Origin of the sequence: Onishia niordana, from assembly GCF_004798965.1 — a bacterium.
GTDB classification, from domain to species: Bacteria; Pseudomonadota; Gammaproteobacteria; order Pseudomonadales; family Halomonadaceae; genus Onishia; species Onishia niordana.
The window spans coordinates 739571-760583 of record NZ_SDSD01000001.1; the positions used below are offsets into that span (position 1 = coordinate 739571).

At 64.0% G+C, this 21013-nt stretch carries 16 protein-coding genes; 12 read left to right on the forward strand and 4 right to left on the reverse strand.

The genetic code is table 11. The features are described from left to right. Window positions 1-58 precede the first annotated feature (58 nt). The 8 genes from ETC27_RS03205 to ETC27_RS03240 all read left to right on the forward strand — a co-directional run bounded on the left by ETC27_RS03205 (window position 59) and on the right by ETC27_RS03240 (window position 8613). Window positions 59-628, forward strand: coding sequence for a PRC-barrel domain-containing protein (locus ETC27_RS03205; RefSeq protein WP_136253511.1), 570 nt, complete (start codon window positions 59-61; stop codon window positions 626-628). Window positions 629-896: 268 nt separating this feature from the next. After that, window positions 897-1712: a FadR/GntR family transcriptional regulator gene (locus ETC27_RS03210; RefSeq protein ID WP_306462156.1), complete on the forward strand. Its 816-nt coding sequence runs from the start codon at window positions 897-899 to the stop codon at window positions 1710-1712. Between the two features lie 54 nt (window positions 1713-1766). Continuing rightward, a complete protein-coding gene (gene dgoD, locus ETC27_RS03215) occupies window positions 1767-2915 on the forward strand; it encodes a galactonate dehydratase (RefSeq protein WP_136253513.1) in 1149 nt (382 codons plus the stop codon). Between the two features lie 84 nt (window positions 2916-2999). Then, window positions 3000-4022, forward strand: coding sequence for a 2-dehydro-3-deoxygalactonokinase (locus ETC27_RS03220; protein ID WP_136253514.1), 1023 nt, complete (start codon window positions 3000-3002; stop codon window positions 4020-4022). 69 nt (window positions 4023-4091) lie between these two features. After that, window positions 4092-4706, forward strand: coding sequence for a 2-dehydro-3-deoxy-6-phosphogalactonate aldolase (locus ETC27_RS03225; RefSeq protein ID WP_136253515.1), 615 nt, complete (start codon window positions 4092-4094; stop codon window positions 4704-4706). 53 nt (window positions 4707-4759) lie between these two features. After that, a complete protein-coding gene (locus ETC27_RS03230; protein WP_136253516.1) occupies window positions 4760-5689 on the forward strand; it encodes an SMP-30/gluconolactonase/LRE family protein in 930 nt (309 codons plus the stop codon). Window positions 5690-5887: 198 nt separating this feature from the next. Continuing rightward, window positions 5888-6766, forward strand: a complete 879-nt coding sequence (locus ETC27_RS03235) for an AEC family transporter (protein ID WP_136253517.1) — start codon at window positions 5888-5890, stop codon at window positions 6764-6766. A gap of 164 nt (window positions 6767-6930) precedes the next feature. Beyond that, a complete protein-coding gene (locus tag ETC27_RS03240; protein ID WP_168709013.1) occupies window positions 6931-8613 on the forward strand; it encodes an alkaline phosphatase D family protein in 1683 nt (560 codons plus the stop codon). Between the two features lie 110 nt (window positions 8614-8723). Here the strand turns inward: ETC27_RS03240 and ETC27_RS03245 are convergent, their stop codons facing one another. Next, complete coding sequence (locus tag ETC27_RS03245) at window positions 8724-11009, reverse strand: CehA/McbA family metallohydrolase (protein ID WP_240724776.1); 2286 nt, start codon at window positions 11007-11009, stop codon at window positions 8724-8726. A gap of 209 nt (window positions 11010-11218) precedes the next feature. Between ETC27_RS03245 and ETC27_RS03250 the strand changes: the two genes are divergently transcribed. The 3 genes from ETC27_RS03250 (at window position 11219) to ETC27_RS03260 (ending at window position 15144) form a co-directional block, all read left to right on the forward strand. Next, on the forward strand, window positions 11219-12430 hold the full coding sequence (locus tag ETC27_RS03250) for a PQQ-dependent sugar dehydrogenase (RefSeq protein WP_240724777.1): 1212 nt from the start codon (window positions 11219-11221) through the stop codon (window positions 12428-12430). 270 nt (window positions 12431-12700) lie between these two features. Then, window positions 12701-13534, forward strand: coding sequence for a sulfite exporter TauE/SafE family protein (locus ETC27_RS03255; RefSeq protein WP_136253518.1), 834 nt, complete (start codon window positions 12701-12703; stop codon window positions 13532-13534). A gap of 8 nt (window positions 13535-13542) precedes the next feature. Next, the gene (locus ETC27_RS03260; RefSeq protein ID WP_136253519.1) at window positions 13543-15144 is read left to right on the forward strand and encodes a gamma-glutamyltransferase family protein; all 1602 of its coding nucleotides are present in this window, start codon (window positions 13543-13545) and stop codon (window positions 15142-15144) included. A 178-nt stretch (window positions 15145-15322) separates the two neighbouring features. Here the strand turns inward: ETC27_RS03260 and ETC27_RS03265 are convergent, their stop codons facing one another. From ETC27_RS03265 to ETC27_RS03275, 3 genes are read right to left on the reverse strand one after another with little or no spacing between them, the layout of a single operon-like run. Continuing rightward, window positions 15323-15577 carry a hypothetical protein gene (locus ETC27_RS03265; RefSeq protein WP_136253520.1) on the reverse strand — a complete coding sequence of 85 codons (255 nt, stop codon included), beginning with the start codon at window positions 15575-15577 and terminating at the stop codon, window positions 15323-15325. Window positions 15578-15633: 56 nt separating this feature from the next. After that, window positions 15634-18468: a formate dehydrogenase subunit alpha gene (gene fdhF / locus ETC27_RS03270; RefSeq protein ID WP_136253521.1), complete on the reverse strand. Its 2835-nt coding sequence runs from the start codon at window positions 18466-18468 to the stop codon at window positions 15634-15636. A gap of 11 nt (window positions 18469-18479) precedes the next feature. Further along, the gene (locus ETC27_RS03275) at window positions 18480-20198 is read right to left on the reverse strand and encodes an NAD(P)H-dependent oxidoreductase subunit E (RefSeq protein WP_136253522.1); all 1719 of its coding nucleotides are present in this window, start codon (window positions 20196-20198) and stop codon (window positions 18480-18482) included. Between the two features lie 587 nt (window positions 20199-20785). On the opposite strand from ETC27_RS03275, the gene ETC27_RS03280 reads away from it, so the two are divergent. Continuing rightward, window positions 20786-21007: a hypothetical protein gene (locus ETC27_RS03280; protein WP_136253523.1), complete on the forward strand. Its 222-nt coding sequence runs from the start codon at window positions 20786-20788 to the stop codon at window positions 21005-21007. Window positions 21008-21013 lie beyond the last annotated feature (6 nt).

A 21013-nucleotide genomic window follows, 5' to 3' on the forward strand; every position in this document is an offset into this window, starting at 1 on the left:
GGGGCATGGCGATAACTTTAGCCATGGAAGACGAATTCTCAATCTGGAGTACTCGTTCATGACAGCACGGAAACCGCTAGGCACTAATCTCAAGGGCGCGATGGTCGGCGCACTGCTCATCGGCGGCATGAGCGTCGCGGGCTCTGCTCTCGCCGCGCCGCAAGGCCTCTATTCTGCCGACGAACTCAATGATGCCGATGTCGTCCTGAAGGCCTCCCCCGATCAGAACATCGGTGAAGTGGACGACATCCTGCTTGACGACGACATGCAGGTACGTGCCCTGGTCGTCGAAACCGACAACCAGTTTGGCCTTGCTGAAAAGGCCTATGTGATCGACACGGGCAACTTCACCGTCGAGACGCACAACGGTGATAGCCTCGATCAGGTCTCTTATGTCGTACACCTCGACATGACACAGGACGAGGTCGGCCAGCAGCCTGAGTACACCGAGACCTGGTGGGCCGAAACCAAGGACGCCACGAGCAAGGCCTGGAGCAACACCAAGCAGGGTGCCAGCAGCGCCTGGGAAACCACCAAGGAAGCCACCGCCGACGCCCTGACGCGTGCCGGTAACGCGCTTGAATCAGCCGGTGACGAAGCTCAGCAGTCGGTCGATCAGAACCAGTAAATCTGACCATTGTCGGCACAAAACCGACACTGACTAGTTGCCAATAACGTCAGCTGCTCTTAACTTCAGCTGTTCTATTTCACGGCCCGGTCATCGACCGGGCCGTGTCGTGTCTGACCGTTGGGCGCGCTTTCAAGCGCCATCTGACTCACATGACAGCCCCGCCTCCTGTTCTTACTCGACGAATGTCTAGCCGAGGTCCTCCGCCCAGCAGTTGCGCTAAATGTCAGACATTTATATAGTTAAGTCAGATATTTTGGAGATCGCCGTGACAGCCCTGTCGTCTCACGCAACGCCCTCTCAGCTCTCACAGCTGCCACAACCGCTCACGACCGGCGGCGCCAGCGCGCTTGCCCGCGTGCTGGCACATGCCATTCTGTCCGGTCAGTGGGCCAGCGGAGATGTTTTCCCCCGGGAGCTGGATTTATGCCAGCACTTTGCGGCGAGCCGTAATCGGATTCGTAATGCCTTGGCCGCGCTTAGCGGCTGCGGGCTGATCGAGCGCACCGCCGGCCGCGGCACCGTGGTCCGCGATATCGGCGACTGGCACCTGCTCGACCCGCAGATGAGCGAATGGATGACGGGGCTTGCGTCACCGCACCCCCAGCTGGTGCGTGAAGTTTTCGCCTTCAGGCTTTCCGCCGAGCCCTTCGTCAGCGAGCTCGCGGCGCTATCGGCCACCGCTCAGGACCTGGCGCGTATCGAAGCCGCTTTCGACGGCATGTCGGCGAGTGCGGCCGACCCTGCACGCCGAGAGGAGCACACCGAGCATGACGTCGCCTTCCATGACGCCATCTACCGCGCCAGCCATAACCTGGTCTGGCGCCAGATGGGGTTATTACTGCGGCCCTCGATCGTCACGCTGATTCAGCATTCCCACCATCATACGGACTCGCTGGATGACAGCCTGGCGCGCCACCGCCGCGTGCTGGAAGCGATCCGGCTGCGAAAACCCGATGACGCCCGCGAGGCCACCGAGCAGGTGCTCGCCCGCACCGCTGCCGATCTTGGTGTCAATGACGACGGTCGACGGCTAAGCCAGGTAGCCCCTCTGACCACCAGGACGACGCCCACCGGCGGATGACGACCTCGCACCGCTCTCTTTTGCCCATTGCCCGACATAAAAAGGATGCATCCCATGAAAATCACCCGACTCAAGACCTGGCAGGTGCCGCCGCGCTGGCTGTTTCTGAAGATCGAGACCGACGAGGGCTGCTACGGCTGGGGCGAGCCGGTGGTCGAGGGGCGGGCAGCCACCGTCGAGGCCGCCGTGCATGAGCTCTCCGACTATCTGGTCGGCCAGGACCCGCGCCACATCGAGCACCTGTGGAACGTCATGTATCGCGCCGGCTTCTATCGCGGCGGCCCGATTTTGATGTCGGCCATCGCCGGCATCGACCAGGCGCTCTGGGATCTCAAAGGCCGCGACCTGGGCGTGCCCGTGCACCAGCTGCTGGGCGGCCCGGTGCGCGACAAGATGCGCATGTACGCCTGGACCGGCGGCGACCGCCCAAGCGATGTCGGCACCGGCGCCCGTGCCCTGGTCGATCAAGGCTTTACCGCCTTCAAGATGAACGGCACGCCGGAAATGCAGATCGTCGATTCCCATAAGAAGATCGACGACGCCGTGGCCCGGGTTGCCGAGGCCCGTGAGGCCGTGGGGCCGGATGTCGGCATCGGCATCGACTTCCATGGCCGCGTGCATCGGCCGATGGCCAAGGCGCTGATGCGCGAGCTCGAGCAGTTCCACCCGATGTTCATCGAGGAACCGGTCGCCCCCGAACACCTGCCGGCCCTCAAGCACATCGCCGAGGGCATCGCCACGCCGATCGCCACCGGCGAGCGCCTGCACACTCGCTTCCAGTTCCGCGACCTCTTGGCCGATGGCATGGTCGACATCATCCAGCCGGATATTTCCCACTGCGGCGGTATCAGCGAGGGGCACAAGATCGCCACCCTGGCCTCCGCCTATGACGTAGCGCTGGCGCCGCACTGCCCGCTGGGGCCGCTGACGCTCGCCGCCTCGCTGCAACTGGATGCCGTCTGTCACAACGCCTTTATCCAGGAACAGAGCATGGGCATCCACTACAACAAGGACAACGACGTGCTCGACTACCTCACCGACAAGTCGGCCCTCGAGATCAAGGACGGCTTCTGCGCCATCCCGCAGGGTCCGGGCTTAGGTGTGGAGATCGACGAGGCCTTTGTCGAAGAACGTGCCAAGGTTGGTCATCGCTGGCGCAACCCGGTGTGGCAGCACGAAGACGGCTCGGTCGCCGAGTGGTAAAGGCGTCGTAAACAACTCGCCCTGAAGCACTTCCCGCTGATGCAGGCGCCTTTCCACAAGGCGCCCAGGAATGGAGACATCACAATGTCCGCTGAGCATGCCGCCCCCCTCGCCGAGCGTCTGAGCTGGATCGCCGTCGACTGGGGCTCCAGCAACCTGCGTGCCTGGGCGCTGAATGACGAGGATCAGGTCATCGCCGAGACCAGCAGCCCACGCGGCATGCTGGGCCTCACCCCGGATGAGTTCGAAGACGCGCTGCGCGATGTGATCGGCGACTGGCTGCCGGCAGAGGACAACGGCATCGAGGTGCTGATCTGCGGCATGGCGGGGGCCCGTCAGGGCTGGGTAGAGGCGGCCTATCTGCCGCTGGCCGATGATAGCGATGTCCTCGCTGAGCTCGGCACTCGCTTGACCCCTGTGCCCACCAAGGACCCGCGCTTGCAGGTGCAGATCGTGCCCGGGCTGTGTCAGCAGCCGGATACGGCACCGACGCCGCAGGGCTTCGATGTGATGCGTGGCGAGGAGACCCAGCTCGCCGGGCTGGTGGCTCGGCGCCCCGGATTCGACGGCGCTGTCTGCCTGCCGGGCACCCACGCCAAGTGGGCCCGCCTGAAAGGCGGTCGCATCAGCGGTTTCACCACCTTTATGAGCGGCGAGCTTTTCAAGCTGCTGAGCCGGGACTCGGTGCTAAGGCACTCGCTTAACAGCGAAGACCTGGCCGGAAGCCTCGACGACGAGGCGCAGCAAGCGGCCTACCTCGAGGGCATCGATACCGCCCTTTCGGACCCCGGTCGTCTGAGTGCCGAGCTATTCGGCATTCGTGCCCGCGACCTGCTCGATTCAAGGCTGCCCAGCGGCACGGCCCGCGGTGCATGGCTTGGCGCGCGCCTGTCTGGTCTGGTGCTGGGCCTCGAACTGTCAGGCGCCACGGCCCACCTGGCGACCGGCAGTCAGGTAGTGCTGATCGGTGCCGAATCGCTATGCCAGCGCTACCGGCTGGCCCTGGAGCATCTGGGATTTGCGGTGGCTATCGAAGCCAACGCGGACATGATCCTGTCCGGACTCGGCCATATCCACCAGCGGGACGAGAGCGATAGCACCTCCTAGACGACTGCGTCATGAATCCCAAGCATGAACGAGGCGCCCTCGGCGCCTCCCCTAACTTCAGGAGAAAACATGAGCCTGCCCCTGGTTGCCATCCTGCGCGGCGTCACACCCGCCGAGATCATCGATATAGCCGAGGCGATCATCGCCACGGGCATCACCCGTATCGAGATTCCGCTCAACTCGCCGGAACCGCTCGCGAGCGTCGAGAAACTGGCCAAGCATTGCGCCGATCATCACAATGGCCGGATTCTCGTCGGCGCGGGCACCGTGCTGACACCTGCCCAGGTGCGCGACGTACATGCGGCCGGTGGTCGGCTGATTGTCTCGCCCAACTGCAACGTCGAGGTGATTCGCGAGAGCCGTCGGCTCGACATGGTCTCGATGCCCGGTATCGTCACGCCCACTGAGGCCTTCGCGGCGCTTGAGGCCGGTGCATCGGGTCTCAAGCTCTTCCCCGCCACTCAGGTGGGCATCGCCAACATGAAAGCGATGCAGACCGTGCTGCCCGAGGGTACCGAACTCTATGCCGTCGGCGGCATCGGCAGCGACAACTTCGCCGAGTGGCGTGCCGCGGGCGTTCATGGCGCAGGGCTTGGCACATCGCTGTACACACAGGGACTTGACGCCGGCGAAGTCGGTGAACGGGCAAGGGCACTGGTCGCGGCCTGGCAGGCAGCCGACTGACGCCAGCCTTGCGCCTCTCGCAGATGATCTCGCAGATGAATAAGGAGCACTAGATGACCACAGCCTCGACGCCGTCATCTCCCTATCTCGGTCATGCCAAGGTCCGCGTCGATAGCGGCTGTGAGCTTGGCGAAGGACCAGGGTGGGACGCTCGGCGCGGCGAACTGCGCTGGTTGAATATTCTGGCCGGCGAACTGCATCGAGCAGGGGCCGACGGTCATGACCATCGCATCACACGCCTCGGCCGGCGTACGTCTTACGCGGCGCTGACTCAAGACAGCGACTACCTGCTGGTGGCGGAAAACCAGCTGTCGCGTTTCGATCCGCAGAGCGGCGAGACGCGCCCTTTTCTGCCCTTCGAGGCCGACAACCCCGTCACCCGCAGCAATGATGCGAGGGTCGATACCCACGGCAGTTTGTGGCTGTCGACCATGGGGCTTAGTGCTGAGCCCGGCGCCGGCAGCCTCTATCGTCTGCACCGAGGCGAGCTCACCTGCCTTCGTCAGGGGCTCACCATCCCCAATGCGTTGTGCTTTTCGCCAGATGGCAAACACGCCTACTTTAGTGATACCGCGACCGGCTGGGTGATGCGCTGGGCGCTCGACCCACAGGGCTTTCCCCAGCGCGGCGAAGATGGCGCGTTCATCGAGCCCGAACCCTGGGCCGATATGCGCCAGTCGGGTGGTGGCCCGGATGGCGCTATCATCGATACCGATGGCTACATGTGGCTCGCTCTATGGGGCGCCGGCCGCGTGGCGAGGCTCAACCCAAAGGGCGAGGAAGTCGCTCACGTCGCCCTTGTGGCTCGCCAGCCGTCGTGCCCGGTCTTCGGCGGTGCCGACTTGACCACCCTCTATGTGACGACGGCGCACGAAGGCCTCGCAGACCCACAGGTCCACGACGGCGCACTCTTCGCGTTTGATCTCGCCGCGTCACTGCCCGGCGTTAAGGGCCTACAGGAGCCTCGATTACGCCTGGCGTGACGATGCCAGCATAGCGATGCGATAACGACCAGGACGATTGATTCAAGCCTGCCACGCATCCATTCGTTCATCTCTTCCACGCCGCGCCATAATGCCATGGCGGTCACGAGAGAGCATGCACGAGAAATGAAAGCTGGATGGTCGTGGATAACATCATGACAATGCGCCGACTGACGCCACCACCGACAAGGACTGCCGATGTTTGCCCAACTCTTCGCCGTGATGGCGCCCGTACTGATCGGTGCCGGGCTTGGTTTTATGTGGGTGCGGCTGGGCAACGACTTCCCGGTCCCCTTCGTCACCAAGCTGGTCTTCAACATCGGTACCCCGGCGCTGATCCTGGCCTCGCTGTCAGGCGCCGAGATCGATGCCCAGAGCTTTAGCCTGACGATGCTGGGGACGTTGCTGGTGATTGCCGCCATGGCCCTGGCAACCTTCCTCGCGGCCCCGCTGCTCGGCAAGCCCTGGCAGGTGCTGCTGTCGCCCATGATGTATCCCAACACCGGCAATATGGGCCTGCCGGTGGTGCTGTATGCCTTCGGCCAGTCGGCCTTCGCCTTCGCGATTGCCGTGATGGTCACGGTGTCGCTGGTGCAGTTCACCTTCGGCATCGCCATGTCGAGCCGCAGCGGACGGCCGGTGCGTACCCTGGCCCGCACCCCCGCCTTGTATGCGATTGCCATCGCGCTGACCCTGCTGCTCACCGATACCGATCTCCCCCTGTGGCTCGACAATACGCTGGAGCTGATCTCGGGCTTCACCATTCCGCTGATGCTGATCACTCTGGGGGTGTCGCTTGCCAACATCCGCGTCAGCAGCCTCACCGGGGGCCTCACCTTCAGCCTGATTCGTATCCCGCTGGCGGCGCTGCTGGCCTACGGTATCGGCCATGTGCTCGACCTGCCGCCACTGGCCCAGAGCATTCTGGTGGTCCAGATGAGCATGCCGGTCGCGGTCTTCAACTATTTGTTTGCTCAGCGCTCCGGGCGTGAACCCAGCTATGTGGCGAGCCTGGTGTTCTGTTCGACACTACTCGCCTTTATCTACCTGCCACTGTTGTTGGCCTTTATCCTCTAGGCCACAGCCGAAAGGTGTCTGCGCTCTTCGTCTAGCGGGTTAAGACGTGGAGGGCAGTCATACTTCATGAACGCTTCAATAAAGGGACATGGTTTGGTCACGGTCACCCTGGACAGTGACTGAAGCTCTGCACCGTCGCCGATCAACGACTCAGGAACCCGACCATGTCCAAGCATCTCTCCGACTTGATTCGCCGCACACCGTACTCAAGCACCCATCGATCTAATGGCAAGGCCAGCGCATTGCCTGTCAGTGAAGCGAGTGATTCATCAACGCTGAACCTCGACCGTCGACAGCTGCTGTCTCGAGGTCTCTATGGCGCGGGGGCTGGTTTGCTGGCCGCCAGCGGCCTGCTGGGCGCACCGGCCATCGTGATGGCCGAAGGCCGCCGCCCCAGCATGCCCGCCGGCGTGATGAGCGGCGATGTCACCGCCGACCGCGCCATGCTGTGGAGCCAGGCCGACCGCCCGTCCCGCATGATGATCGAGCTGGCCGACAATCCGGAAATGCGCGATGCCCTCACTATGCGTGGTCCGACGGCCCTGCCCACCGATGACCTGACGGCCCGCCTCGATCTGACAGGGCTTGGCCGCCGCGCCAGTCAGCGCGGTGAAGTCTTCTATCGCGTGCGCTTTGCCGATCTTGATGACCACCGTGCCATCAGCGAGCCGCTGGATGGGCGCCTGGTGCTGCCACCCAGTGCGCAGAAGCCTAGGGCGCTGCGTTTCGTCTGGTCCGGCGATACCGTGGGTCAGGGCTGGGGCATCAACCCGGACTTCGGCGGCCTGGTGCTTTACGACACCATGCGCCGGGTGCAGCCGGATTTCTTCCTCCATTCGGGGGACACCATCTATGCCGATGGCCCGCTGGAAGAGCGCGTCACCCAGCATGACGGCAGTACCTGGCGCAATATCGTTACCCCCGCCAAGGCCAAGGTCGCCGAGACCCTCGATGAATACCGCGGTCAGTATGCCTATAACCTGATGGACGACCATCTGCGCCGTTTCAATGCCGAGGTGCCAATGTTCGCTCAGTGGGATGACCACGAGACCACCAACAACTGGTATCCAGGCGAGATACTCGAGGATGCACGCTACACCGAGAAAAACGTCGATGTGCTGTCGGCCAATGCCCGTCAGGCGTTCCTCGAGTACATGCCGCTGCGCACCTCCCTCGCGGCGCCGGAGCGCATCTATCGCAAGTTCGGTTTTGGGCCGGGGCTCGAGATGTTCATGCTCGACATGCGCAGCTTCCGGGGTCCCAACTCTGCCAACCGTCAGTCGACGTCGGGGCCGCAGAGCGACTTCCTCGGCCATGACCAGCTCACCTGGCTCAAGCAGTCCCTCAAGGCCAGCACCGCCACCTGGAAGGTCATCGCCGCCGACATGCCCATCGGCCTACTGGTGCGCGACGGCGACAACTTCGAGAACGCCGCCAATGGCGACGGCCCGGCACTGGGACGCGAACAGGACATCGCCGCGCTGCTCAAGTTCGTGCGTGATGAAGGCATCGACAACCTGGTGTGGCTGACCGCCGATGTGCACTACACCGCCGCACACCACTACTCGCCGGAGCGCGCCGTGTTCAAGGAGTTCACGCCGTTCTGGGAGTTCGTCAGCGGCCCGATCCACGCCGGCACCTATGGCCCGGGGGAGCTGGACAACACCTTCGGGCCCCGGCTCGAGTTCGTGAAGGCCCCGCCGCAAGGGCGCGCCAACATGTCTCCCAGCGAAGGCTTTCAGTTCTTCGGTCAGGTGGATCTTGACCCGGAGAGCGAGGCGCTGACCGTCACGCTCAAGGATATCCAAGGCGACGCGCTCTATTCCAAGGTGCTGATGCCGGCCTGAGCGCTGGCGGGTGGCGATCCCGAAACGCCACAGCCAGACAGCAAGAGGCCGCGCCTGGGCGCGGCCTCTTGCTTAGCAGATGCTCCGGCTTTTACGTCAGGCGCTGGCGATTATTCACCGGCGGCCGACAGATAAGCCGTGCTGTCCTGACGCTTGACCCACACCGGGTTGCTCCAGGCCAGGTCGCCATCGGCGTCCTCGACTTCCAGGGCAATCCAGCCGTCGATCTCGGCATCCAGCGGGAAAGCCAGGCTGGCCTCCTTGCCGTCGAGTTCACGGGTGGCGATGACCTCACCACCGCGGCCAATCAGGCGCGCCTCGGCCAGACCATCGACCGCCGCGACATCGACATGCCAGGTGGCAGACTCGTCGCCGGCCAGGCGCAGGGTGTCGCCGAACAGCGCATTCTGCGGATACAGCAGCGGGCCCTGGGTCGCATAGCCGTGTCCGTCCTTGAGGGCGCGAGCAAAAGCCCGCGGGGACAGCTCGCCGGGAACCCGCGCCATCATGCGAATACGGCCGGTCAGATCGTTCCAGGCGTCGTGGGTGTCGGTGCCGGCGGTGAAGTAGATCGCCGTGCCGTCATCCCACAGTGCATGGGCGCTCTCGAGGGTCTTGGCGTTATCGACCTCGGCGTTGAGCTCAAGCAGATCAAAGTTCGGGGTGAAACCACCCGGCACCTTGTCATTGGCCAGATTGCTCAGGTAGCCGTAATCGTTGTACGGGTGGTTCATCGGAATCACTTCGGCGCCCAGCCGGCGGGCATCCTGGATGATGGCCTGAATCTCGTCGGTGCCCGGATCGACCCTCAGCTCACCGCCCAGGGCGATGGGGAAAGGATTCATGTGACCCCAGGACGGCGAGATCTCGATCGACGGAATGAAGGGCACGCCACGGCTCTCGGAGAGCGCCTGGAAGCGCTGATGATTGGCCGTGGAGTCATGGTCGCTGACGAAGGTCAGATCCAGGTCTGTGGCAAGCTGCGCGCTGACCACGATTTCCGGAGGCGTGGTGCCCTCGAGGATATTGGCGTGGTGGTGCAGGTCGGCGCCGTACCAGCCACGATCATTGGGCTCGGCCAGGCGGTCGATCTCGATGGTACGCGACACCTGCTCACCGGAATCAAGGCTCACGTCGAGGGTCTCGCCCTCGGCGGTGAAGCCCGCGCCGGCGTTCACGGCCAGGCGGTAGTCGCCCGGCGCCAGCGACAACTCGGCGCTGCCAGCCGGGTCGAGCGAGGTGAAGAAGGTCTGCTTGCCGAGGAACTCTACCGGCGGCTGCTGACCCTCGACGATGGTGAAACGCGCATCCCTTGCCACACCGCTGCCGGCCTCGACGATATCCAACGACAGCTTGCCCGGGCCCTTGAGGCCCTCGAAGGTCAGCGTCTGTTCGCCGTCAGCGGTCACGCTGATATCGCGGGGCTCGCTGTTGGCATGGCCAAGCCCAGTGGCATAGACCTGATAGTCGCCCGCCGGCAGGTCCATCGCGAATCGGCCGTCCTCAGCCAGGGTCCAGGCATAAGGGTGGCCCTGCTTCTCGACCATCACCAGGCCATCCTGCGGGGCCTCGCCGTCGTCATTGCTCAGGGTGCCACTGATCCTACCGTCCTCTTGATCCTTGCGTTCGATCTCGTTGGCCACCACCGGCGCCAGATCACCCGTCGGCACCACCTGCAGCGCGCCTTTAAAGGTCCGGCTATCGCCCGGCGCCAGATCATGCTCAAGATACATGTCCTGGCCTTCGTAGTTGACGCGGTCGAAGTACGGCGCATGTAGCGCGATCACCCAATCCCGGTCATAGGCGACCATGCGATCGGTCAGTGCCTGATCGGCGACGGTTTCCTTGGCATCGCCAAGGCCCGGCACGCCGAACAGGAAGCCGGTGTCCGGCCACAGGGTGAAACCTGAGCGGATCGCCGTCAGGGCCTCGTCACCGGCGTTCTCGAGCTCAGTCTCGAGATCGATGCGGTCGCTGCCGGCCTCGAGGGTGTAGGTGGTGATCACCCAGGCATCGCCCCAGTTACGGCGCACCTGCACCACGGCACGCTCAGGGCTGTCCTCGAGGACCATGACCTCCTTCTCGCTGTTCGGCCAGGCCGACCAGTTGTTGGGAATGAAGTCAGCGAAGGCGACGCGATCCAGATCCAGCTCACCGTCCTTGACCGCCGCCAGATCCACCAGGGTACCGCGGGGCACGCCCCAGGGCGGCCGAGACTCTACCGCCAGGGCAAAGGCCAGATGCTCGTTGGCGATGGTCAGGTCTTCGTCGGCGGTGGCCTCCCCGTCAGGAATCGAGGTGGCGCCACGGGTCAAGCTAACATCGGCCTGAGCGGGACCGGCAAGTCCAAGCGCCAGTCCGGCCGCCAGCCAGGTGCGTCGCGAATGCATCATCATGGGCGTGATCCTTTATTATTTCACAGCGTTATCGAATTCAAGGCCGGAGATTATCATCTATTTTATTTGGTCGTTCAAATTACCTCATGAGCGCCAGGTTCAACGTTGCACTTCCTCTATTCGGCGCCTATGAAGCATAGGCCGTCGAGCCAATAGCAGAGAGGCCTGCTAGGGTGAAAAGGCTCATACCGAGGAAGGGAGCTATGCCCATGCAAAGACCGACCATCCTTTCAACATCATGGCGACTCACGATGCTGCCACTACCGACACTGCTATCTGCAGCGATCCTGGCAACGGCCCTGATGTCCTCGCCACTGGTCCATGGGGCAACAACGATCGCCGAACGACTGCCCGGCACTCCGCATGCGTTCCGCCTCGAGCGTCTGGCCGAGGGGCTGGAGAGGCCCTGGTCGATGACGTTCCTGCCCGATGAGCGTGTATTGGTCAGCGAGCGCCCGGGGCGGCTGGTGCTGATCGAACACGACGGAAGCATCACGCCTATCGACGGCGTACCCCGGGTCGTTGCCCGCAATCAGGGCGGCCTTCTCGATCTGGCCCTGCATCCGGGCTTTGGCGACAAGAGTGACGGCGAGCATGACTGGCTCTATTTCAGCTACGCCAAGGCCGGCCCCGAGGGCAGTGGTACCGCGATTGCCAGAGCCAGGCTCGACCTGAATGCACCGGATGGTCCGCGTCTCAACAATGTGGAACCTATCTTCGAGCAAAATCGCTTCTCCGTGCTCAACCACCACTATAGTGGGCGGCTGGCCTGGCTCCCCGATGACACCTTACTGCTGAGCATCGGCGACCGCGGTGACAGCGACCGAGCACAGGACGGCGCCGATCACGCCGGCAGCGTGCTACGCCTGACGGCGACCGGTGAAGCGCCCAGCGACAACCCCTTCGTCGACGACCCGGATATGGCCGAGGCGCTCTATACCCTGGGCAATCGCAATATCCAGGGGATGACGGTCACCCACGACGGGACCGTCTGGTCGAGCGAGCACGGCCCACGCACCGGAGACGAGATCAATCGCCTCGAGGCGGGGGTCAACTATGGCTGGCCGAAGGTAACCCTTGGCCGCGACTACGTGACCAACCAGCCGATCGGTCGCGATCATGCCCCGGGCATGCGGGATCCCGCCTATGTGTTCGAGGGACGCTATGCTCCGTCGGGACTCGCCTGGATCGACAGCGCCCGCTTTCCAGACTGGCAAGGAGATCTCCTGGCCGGGGGCCTGCGCAGTGAAACGCTGACACGACTGACGATCGACAACGGTGACGTCTCCCGCGCCGAGGTCCTGCTAGAAGGCGAGATCGGGCGCATCCGCGATGTCCGCCAGGGCCCCGATGGGCTGATTTACCTACTCAATGACCAGCCCAATGGCGGACTCTTTCGTCTGGTCCCCCTCAATCGCTGACCGCGTCATCAGGCGTTTAGACCTCCGCCGCGTGCAGCCCCTCGATCCCGCATCGATGCTGGCACATTAAGGCGTAACCTTTGCCATCCATGTGCGGGATATGCCTTATGTCGGGATGCAAGTCATTGCCATTGCTCTGGTATTCTTATTTCAGACATCGCCATGCGGCGAACCCAAGCGCGTGAGGATAGCCTCGATATCGCAAGGCTTGTCGTATCGATATGCGACCTCATCAACCGCGACTCATGATTCACCAAGGAAGCACTCTCAATGGAACTGCTGGATTCTTCATCCCTGACCGGGATTCTTGGGCTGATCGCGGCCCTGCTTGCCACCGGCGCCATCGCCGGGGTCATGGCCGGGCTGCTCGGGGTGGGGGGCGGCATCGTCATCGTGCCGGTACTCTTCCAGCTCTTCACCCTGCTCGGCGTCGACGAGGCGGTGCGCATGCACCTGGCCGTGGGCACCTCACTTGCCACCATCATCCCGACCTCGATCATGTCGGCCAGGGCACACCACAGGAAAGGCGGCCTGGACGCCAGCGTCATCAAGCGACTGGTCCCGGGCGTGGTGATCGGTGTGGGGCTTGGCGGTATCGCCAGCGGTTACCTGAGCGGGGCAGCGCTCAGCGGGATCTTCGCGACCATTGCCCTGCTGGTTGCCGCCAACATGATGCGCCGCCACACCCGCATCATTCGCGAGGGCCTGCCGGGTCGGCTGGGCAGCGGCCTGATCGGCGCGGTGATCGGTAGCATCTCCTCGCTGATGGGCATCGGCGGCGGCACCCTGAGCGTGCCGACCCTGAGCGCGCTGAACATCCCGATCCGCATTGCAGTGGGCACAGGGGCGGCCCTTGGCCTGGTGATCAGCATTCCCGGCACCCTGAGCTTCATGATCACGGGGCTTGGCATGCCCGACCGGCTGCCGGGTTCGATCGGCTTCGTCAACCTGCTGGGCTTCGCTGCCATCGTGCCGATGACCATGCTCTGTGCTCCGCTAGGGGTGCGGCTCGCTCACGCCATCGAGCCGGCCCTGCTCAAGCGGCTGTTTGCCCTCTTCCTGCTCGCCACCGCGGTGCGCATGTACATCGACCTGTTCTCCTGAGGCGTCCCATGCAACACACCACCCGTGCTTATGGCGGCATGACCGTCGCTCCCCACCACCTGGCGGCCCAGGCCGGTCGTGACATTCTGGCCGAGGGCGGCAATGCCATCGAGGCGATGGTCGCCATGGCCTCGACCATCGCAGTGGCCTACCCGCACATGAATGGCATCGGCGGCGACGGCTTCTGGCTGATCCATGAGTCCGGCAAGCCGCCGCTGGCCATCGATGCCAGCGGCCCGGCGGCCGGGCTGGCCAGCCGCTCGTTCTATGCCGAGCAAGGCTTCGACGCGCAGAACGGCATCCCCTCACGGGGGCCGCTCGCGGCACTGACCATGGCCGGCACGCTCGGCGGTTGGCAACTGGCCCTCGACCAGGCCGCCGCCTGGGGCCCTGCTCTGCCGCTGTCTCGCTTGCTCGAAGCAGCCATCGGCCATGGCCGCAACGGCGTGGCGGTGACCGACAGCCAGGCGGCACTTAGCGCCAAGCACCTGTCGGCACTCAACGCCGCACCGGGCTTCGCCGAGACCTACCTGAACGCTGGCCAGGCGCCAACCGTCGGCTCGCGGCTGCGTCAGTCCCGCCTGGCCGATACCCTCGAGCATCTGACCCACGCCGGGCTCGACGATGCTTACCGGGGTGAGCTTGCGGCGAGCATGGCCGCGGATCTAGAGGCACTGGGAAGCCCACTGCGACGTGAGGATTTCACCCGCTATCACCCCCGGGCCGTCACCCCTCTGGAGGTGCGCCTCAAAGACGCGCGTGTCTTTAATCTGCCGCCGCCCACCCAGGGGCTTGCCACCTTGATGACATTGGGTGTCTTCGAGCGGCTGGGCGTAACGGAGGGAGAAGGCGTTGCGCATCTGCACGGTCTGGTGGAAGCCACCAAACGTGCCTTCATGGCCCGCGATGCCACCGTGACCGATCCCGGCCGGCTGCCAAGCGATCCGCAGGGCTGGCTCACGCATGAAGCACTCGAGCGGGAGGCCGCACAGATCGATTCGCGCTGGGCCCTGCCCTGGCCCCATGACTCCGCCGAGGGCGACACCATCTGGATGGCCGCCGCCGATGGAAAGGGGCGGATGGTCAGTTTCATTCAGAGCGTCTATTGGGAATTTGGCAGCGCTGTGGTGCTGCCACAGAGTGGCGTCATGTGGCAGAACCGCGGCATTGGCTTTTCCCTGGACCCGACGGCCTTGCAGACCCTGGAACCCTATCGCCAGCCGTTTCATACCCTGAACCCGTCGCTTGCCCGCTTCGACGACGGCCGGGTGATGGGGTTCGGTACCATGGGAGGGGAAGGCCAGCCACAGACACAGGCGGCGATCTATAGCCGCTATGCCCACTTTGGCATGGACCTACAGCAAGCGATCAGCGCCCCTCGCTGGCTGCTGGGCCGCACCTGGGGTGAGGCAAGCACCGGGCTCAAGCTCGAGAATCGCTTCCCGGCCCCACTGATGGAGGCCCTTGAAAACGCCGGCCACGAGATCACGCTACTCGATGAGGGGTTCAGCGACACCATGGGCCACGCTGGCGCCATCGTGCGTCATCCGGACGGATTGTTGGAAGGCGCCCACGATCCCCGCAGCGACGGAGGTGCCGCCGCGGTTTAACCGCGTGCCTGGAGCGCTTGGGGCCAGCATGGGCCACAAGCGCTAACCATCTGGGGCGCTGGCGACCAGCGCGTCCCCTAGGCGCCTGCCAGGCAAGCGCCTAGGGTTCTGCTCACACGAGCCTCTACTCACACGTGCTTCTTATCACAAGGCTCTCGCAGGCACCGCCACTGCCCGCTCAGGACGAGCGGGGCAGTGACAGCATGGGCAGCAGATGTGCCTCGATGGCACGGCGCACCGAAGGCAGCATCACATCGGTCTTCGACATCAGCTCGGTGACCACCTCCTCGAGACCCGGCACGCCAACCTCCAGGTACTTGCGCCGCGCCATCCGTGCGCAGGTCTCGGGGCAGGCGCCATCCGGAATCGCGACCCCAAGGTCCACCAGCCTGCTGCGAAAATCGTCTCCATCAATCAGTTCGACGATCATCATGGTGATCTCCTCCTCTTGCCTGTTGCGTCAAGGCGTAGCCTGGGCGATATATCGACTCACGTCGCCGCGACGGGCTCCTCGGCCGGCATTAATCGACAGGCGGCATACTTGAACTCCGGAATCTTGCCGAAGGGATCAAGTGCCGGGTTGGTCAAGATGTTGGCGGCCGCCTCGGCATAGCAGAACGGCACGAACACCATGCCCTCGGCCATCTGCGGATCGACCCTGACGCGCAGGGAGATTTCGCCACGCCGGGTGGTGATGGACAGCCACTCGCCTGGCGACAGCCCCAGCCGGCGCAGTTCGCCCGGGGCGACACTGGCCACCGCTTCCGGTTCCAGGTCGTCGAGCACCCGCGCCCGACGGGTCATCGAGCCGGTATGCCAGTGCTCGAGCTGACGGCCGGTGGTCAGCACCGTCGGGTAGTCACGATCGATCGGCTCATCCGGCGGCAGCGGCAGGGTCGGCGAGAACTTCGCCTTGCCCGAAGCGGTCGGGAAGACCTCGGAGAACACCACATCGTCTCCCGGCGCATCATCCGCCGAACAGGGATAGGTCACCGAGCCCTCGCGCTCGAGCCGCTCCCAGCTAATGTGATCCAGCGATGGCATGCCCTGTTCCATCTCGGCGAAGACCTCGCGAGGATGCGTATAGTCCCAGGGCAAACCAAAGCGCTTGGCGATTTCCTGGATGATCCACCAGTCGGCCTTGGCATCGCCGGGCAGCGGGAGAGCCTGACGCCCCAGCTGCACCTGACGATTGGTGTTGGTCACGCTGCCGTCCTTCTCCGGCCAGGCCGATGCCGGCAGGATCACGTCGGCGAACTGGGCGGTCTCGGTGACAAACAAATCCTGCACCACCAGATGCTCGAGCTTGGCCAGCGCCGCTCGGGCATGATCCAGATCCGGGTCGGACATCGCCGGGTTCTCGCCCTGGATGTACATGCCCTTGATGGTGCCCTCTTTGATGGCATCCATGATCTCGACGACGGTCAGCCCCGGCTTTTCTTCAAGCTCGGTGTTCCACAGCTCCTCGAAGGCGGAACGCACCTGGGCGTCACCCACCGGCTGATAATCGGGCAGCACCATCGGGATCATACCCGCGTCCGACGCACCCTGAACGTTGTTCTGGCCGCGCAGCGGATGCAGGCCGGTACCCGGGCGTCCGGTCTGACCGCAGGCCAGCGCCAGCGAGATCAGGCAACGCGCGTTGTCGGTGCCATGCACGTGCTGGGAAATGCCCATGCCCCAGAAGATCATCGCCCGCTCGGCATTGGCGTATTCCCGGGCCACCGCGCGGATCTCCTCGGCAGGCACGCCGCAGCTCTCCGCCATGGCCTCAGGCGTCAGGTCACGGACATGTTCCTTGAGCGCCTCGAAGCCTTCGGTGTGCTCGCGGATATACGTCTCGTCGTACAACTCCTCGGTAACGACCACGTTGAGCATGGCGTTGAACAGCGAGACGTCGCTGCCCGGGGTGAAGCGCAGGGCCTGGTGAGCATAGGCACTCATCGCCTGTCCCTTGGGATCGAGGATGATGATCTTGGTGCCACGCTTGGCGGCCTGCTTGAAGAAGGTCGCCGCCACCGGATGGTTCACCGCCGGGTTACAGCCGGTGAGGATCACCACATCGGCCTCGCTGGCCTGCATAAAGGAAGCCGTCACCGCACCGGAGCCGATGCATTCCATCAGCGCTGCCACGGAGCTTGCGTGACACAGGCGCGTGCAGTGGTCGACGTGGTTGGAGCCGAAGCCTGTGCGCACCAGCTTCTGGAACAGCCAGGCTTCTTCGTTGGAGCATTTGGCGCTGCCGAAGCCGGCCAGGGAATCCGGGCCATGGGCGGACTTGAGATCCTTGAGGCCGCCGGCGGCGAGGTCTAGCGCTTCATCCCAGCTGGCCTCGCGGAAGTGCGTGGTCGGGTCGGCCGGGTCGAAAGTGGGATCGACGCCCTTAGCGATGCCTGGCTTGCGGATCAGCGGGCGCGTCAGCCGCGAGGGATGACGCGGATAATCGAAGCCGAAGCGGCCCTTGACGCACAGCCGGTTCTGGTTGGAAGGCCCGTCGCGGCCCTCGACGAAGAGGATTTCCTCGTCCTTGATGTGATACGTGAGCTGGCAACCGACCCCGCAATAAGGACAGACCGAATCGACCTTGCTGTCCGCGGCCTCAGAGTCGCCGCGTCCGGTCTCGTCGACCAGGGTAGCCGGCATCAGCGCACCGGTCGGGCACGCCTGGACGCACTCGCCACAGGCAACGCAGGTGCTATCGCCCATGGGGTCGTCGAAATCGAAGACGATCTTCGAAGCCGAGCCGCGGTTCGCCAGGCCGATGACGTCATTGACCTGTACCTCGCGGCAGGCGCGCACGCAGAGGTTACACTCGATGCAGGCATCGAGATTGACGTTCATCGCGCTGTGGGTGGCGTCGTGGGTCAGCGAGCCTTCGCGGGGCTCTATGTGATGCACGGTGGGCGCCTCGCGCTCCTCGCGCCGCGGCATCCACTCGCGCACCGCGGTGGCATCGACGGCCAGGGCATCGGCCATGTCCCAGAAGTGACTCGAGCGGTCAGGACTGTCGTCGCGGTCTGGCTGATCGACGACAAGCAGCTCCAACACGCCCTCACGAGCGACGCGGGCACGCTCGGAGCCGGCACTGTGGATCACCATGCCAGGACGGGCCTGGCGCAGGCAGCTGGCGGCCAGCGCCCGCTCGCCCTCGATCTCGACCATGCAGGCACGGCAGTTGCCGTCTGCCCGATAGCCGGCGGAATCCTTGAAGCAGAGGTGCGGAATCGTCTCGCCAGCGCGCTTGGCGACTTGCCAGATGCTCTCGCCAGCGTAGCCGTCAACCTCGTGGCCATCGAGCGTCAGGGTGAAGGTCTCGTTCGTCATGGTCTATCTCCCTACCCTTTAACGATCAGGTTCTGTGCGGCGAGGTCGTCGCGGAAGTCCTTGAGCAAGCCAAGTACCGGATTGGGTGCCGCCTGGCCAAGCCCGCAGATGGAAGCGTCTACCATCACCGTGGAGAGCCGCGTCAAGGCCTCGGCGTCCCAGGTCTGGCGCTCGAGCAGCGTCAGCATCTTCTCGGTGCCTACCCGGCAGGGAGTGCACTGACCACAGGACTCGTCGGCGAAGAAGGCCAGCAGGTTGGTGGCCACCGCCCGCAGATTGTCCTGGTTCGAGATCACCATTACCGCCGCGGAGCCGATAAAACAGCCTTCGGCCTGCAGGGTGTCGAAATCCAGCGGGATATCGGCCTTGCTGGCCGGCAGGATACCGCCGGAAGCGCCACCGGGCAGGTAGCCGGCGAGCTGATGCCCGTCCTGCATGCCGCCGCAGTACTCCTCGATCAGTTCGGCGAGCGTGATGCCCGCCGGCGCCAGATGCACACCGGGCTTCTTGACCCGACCGGACACCGAGAAGCTGCGCAGCCCCGTGCGACCATGGCGGCCATGGCCGGCAAACCAGTCGGCGCCGCGCTGGTGAATCAGCGGAATCCAGTAGACGGTCTCGACGTTGTTGACCAGCGTCGGGCGGTCGAAGAGGCCCCGCTGAGCGACGAAGGGTGGGCGGTGGCGCGGTTTACCCGGCTTGCCCTCCAGCGACTCGATCATCGCCGACTCCTCGCCACAGATGTAGGCGCCAGCACCGCGGCGCATCACCACATAGCCCGGCGTGACCAGGCCGGCGGCCTCGAGTTCGGCGATCGCCTCGTGCAGCACCTTGTGCAGGCCCGGGTATTCATCGCGCAGGTAGATGTAGAGCGCCTCGGCCTCCACCGCCCAGGCGCTGACCAGGGCCCCCTCGAGGAAGCGATGCGGGGCATGTTCCAGGTAGTAGCGGTCCTTGAAGGTGCCGGGCTCGCCCTCGTCGGCGTTGATCGCGCAGTAGCGCGGTCCCGCTTCCTGGCGCACGAAGTACCACTTCTTGAAGGTCGGGAAGCCCGCACCACCGAGCCCACGCAGATTGGCGCGCTCGAGCTCTTCCATTAGCGAATCGACCGTCACCGCGCCGGCCTGGCACTGTTCGAGCAGCTCAAAGCCGCCTTCACAGCGATAGTCCTCAAGCCGCTGCCAGTCGATGGTCTCGGGGTGGAAGTGCCCCGTATCAATCACCGCTTCAACGGCTTCCTGGGTCGCGTAGTTGACGTGGCGATGGCCGACCTCGACCACCGGCGCCATCTCGCAGCGACCCATACAGGGCGCGCGCAGCACGCGTACCTCTTGTGGATCGACACCGTCCGTCAGGGCCTGCTTGAGGGCATCGGCGCCAGCCAGCTGGCAGGACAGCGAGTCGCAGACCCGTACTGTCACTGCCGGCGGCGGCGTCTGATCGTCGTGGATGACATCGAAGTGGGCATAGAAGGTAGCGGTCTCGTAGACCTCTGCCATCGGGAGATTCATGTAGTCGGCGAGCGCCCGCAGCATGGGCAGTCCCAGGTAGCCCTGGGCATCCTGAATGCGATGCAGGTGCTCGAGTAACAAGTCACGGCGGCGAAGCTCGGAATGCTCGCGCTCGTTGCCGAGTAGCTCGCGAAGCTCACTCTGGCAGTCGGCATCGAGCTCGCGGCCGCGGGGCGTGCCGCGAAAGCGGCGCTTGGGATTCACGGTCTGAACGGTCATGGCGGGCTCATTATTCTGATGGACGCGATCGGGGGTCACGGCTCTTTTCGTTATGTTGGCACCGGGCATGGGCGCCGACAATGGCGTCCTCGACGCGCATGGAGCGAGTAGCTACGTAGGGGTCGCTCTCGGCTAACTCATCAGACAATTCGCAATGCCTCTCTCGACACATGTCTTTCGGCATCATCGAGCTTGGCGATTTGTCGAGCCTGGCCAGATCGACGCCTTTCACTCTTACCTCTAGTCTAGCCTAGCCTAGCCTAGCCAACTCTCGCGCCACGGGTCAGTCGTGTCGTTGGCAGGCACTACCCATCTATCGCCCGCTATCACACCTTTACTCGATGACCGACCCATTCGGCCGTATCACCTCGTCAAGGTCGTTAACGCTTACCGTTTAGAACCAGGCTAGCAATTCACTGGGCAAATCCGCAGACTAGCGACGCCACTCAGGCAAACAGGTCGTAACCTAGAGGTACACTCGCTAACAAACCCCTCAAGGAGTCTCGACGATCTTCAAAAGAGTGGTGGTTACTGTGGATCTGGCATATGCAGAACGCCCCAAGCCTCACCTGCACCTGGCGAAAGGTATGACCGGGTGGCTTCAGGCTGAGACGTTTAATATCCGCGTAACCACACCTGGCGCATTGGCCAAGACCCCGAAGGAGTATGCGACAGCATTCGAGGACTTTGCCAATGAACAGGGACGGCTGCATGGGCAGGAAGTGAGCACTAAGGTCCTCACCTCTCAGGCCCCTGTCGCCGACATGGATGCCGCCATCATTCTGGCCATTGATGCCCCTTTCATTTAACCAATC

Coding starts and splice junctions, on each gene's coding strand:
- ETC27_RS03205 (WP_136253511.1), top strand. CDS start 59: ATGACAGCACGGAAACCGCTAGGCACTAATCTCAAGGGCGCGATGGTC.
- dgoD (WP_136253513.1), top strand. CDS start 1,767: ATGAAAATCACCCGACTCAAGACCTGGCAGGTGCCGCCGCGCTGGCTG.
- ETC27_RS03220 (WP_136253514.1), top strand. CDS start 3,000: ATGTCCGCTGAGCATGCCGCCCCCCTCGCCGAGCGTCTGAGCTGGATC.
- ETC27_RS03225 (WP_136253515.1), top strand. CDS start 4,092: ATGAGCCTGCCCCTGGTTGCCATCCTGCGCGGCGTCACACCCGCCGAG.
- ETC27_RS03230 (WP_136253516.1), top strand. CDS start 4,760: ATGACCACAGCCTCGACGCCGTCATCTCCCTATCTCGGTCATGCCAAG.
- ETC27_RS03235 (WP_136253517.1), top strand. CDS start 5,888: ATGTTTGCCCAACTCTTCGCCGTGATGGCGCCCGTACTGATCGGTGCC.
- ETC27_RS03240 (WP_168709013.1), top strand. CDS start 6,931: ATGTCCAAGCATCTCTCCGACTTGATTCGCCGCACACCGTACTCAAGC.
- ETC27_RS03245 (WP_240724776.1), bottom strand. CDS start 11,009: ATGATGATGCATTCGCGACGCACCTGGCTGGCGGCCGGACTGGCGCTT.
- ETC27_RS03250 (WP_240724777.1), top strand. CDS start 11,219: ATGCAAAGACCGACCATCCTTTCAACATCATGGCGACTCACGATGCTG.
- ETC27_RS03255 (WP_136253518.1), top strand. CDS start 12,701: ATGGAACTGCTGGATTCTTCATCCCTGACCGGGATTCTTGGGCTGATC.
- ETC27_RS03260 (WP_136253519.1), top strand. CDS start 13,543: ATGCAACACACCACCCGTGCTTATGGCGGCATGACCGTCGCTCCCCAC.
- ETC27_RS03265 (WP_136253520.1), bottom strand. CDS start 15,577: ATGATGATCGTCGAACTGATTGATGGAGACGATTTTCGCAGCAGGCTG.
- fdhF (WP_136253521.1), bottom strand. CDS start 18,468: ATGACGAACGAGACCTTCACCCTGACGCTCGATGGCCACGAGGTTGAC.
- ETC27_RS03275 (WP_136253522.1), bottom strand. CDS start 20,198: ATGACCGTTCAGACCGTGAATCCCAAGCGCCGCTTTCGCGGCACGCCC.
- ETC27_RS03280 (WP_136253523.1), top strand. CDS start 20,786: ATGACCGGGTGGCTTCAGGCTGAGACGTTTAATATCCGCGTAACCACA.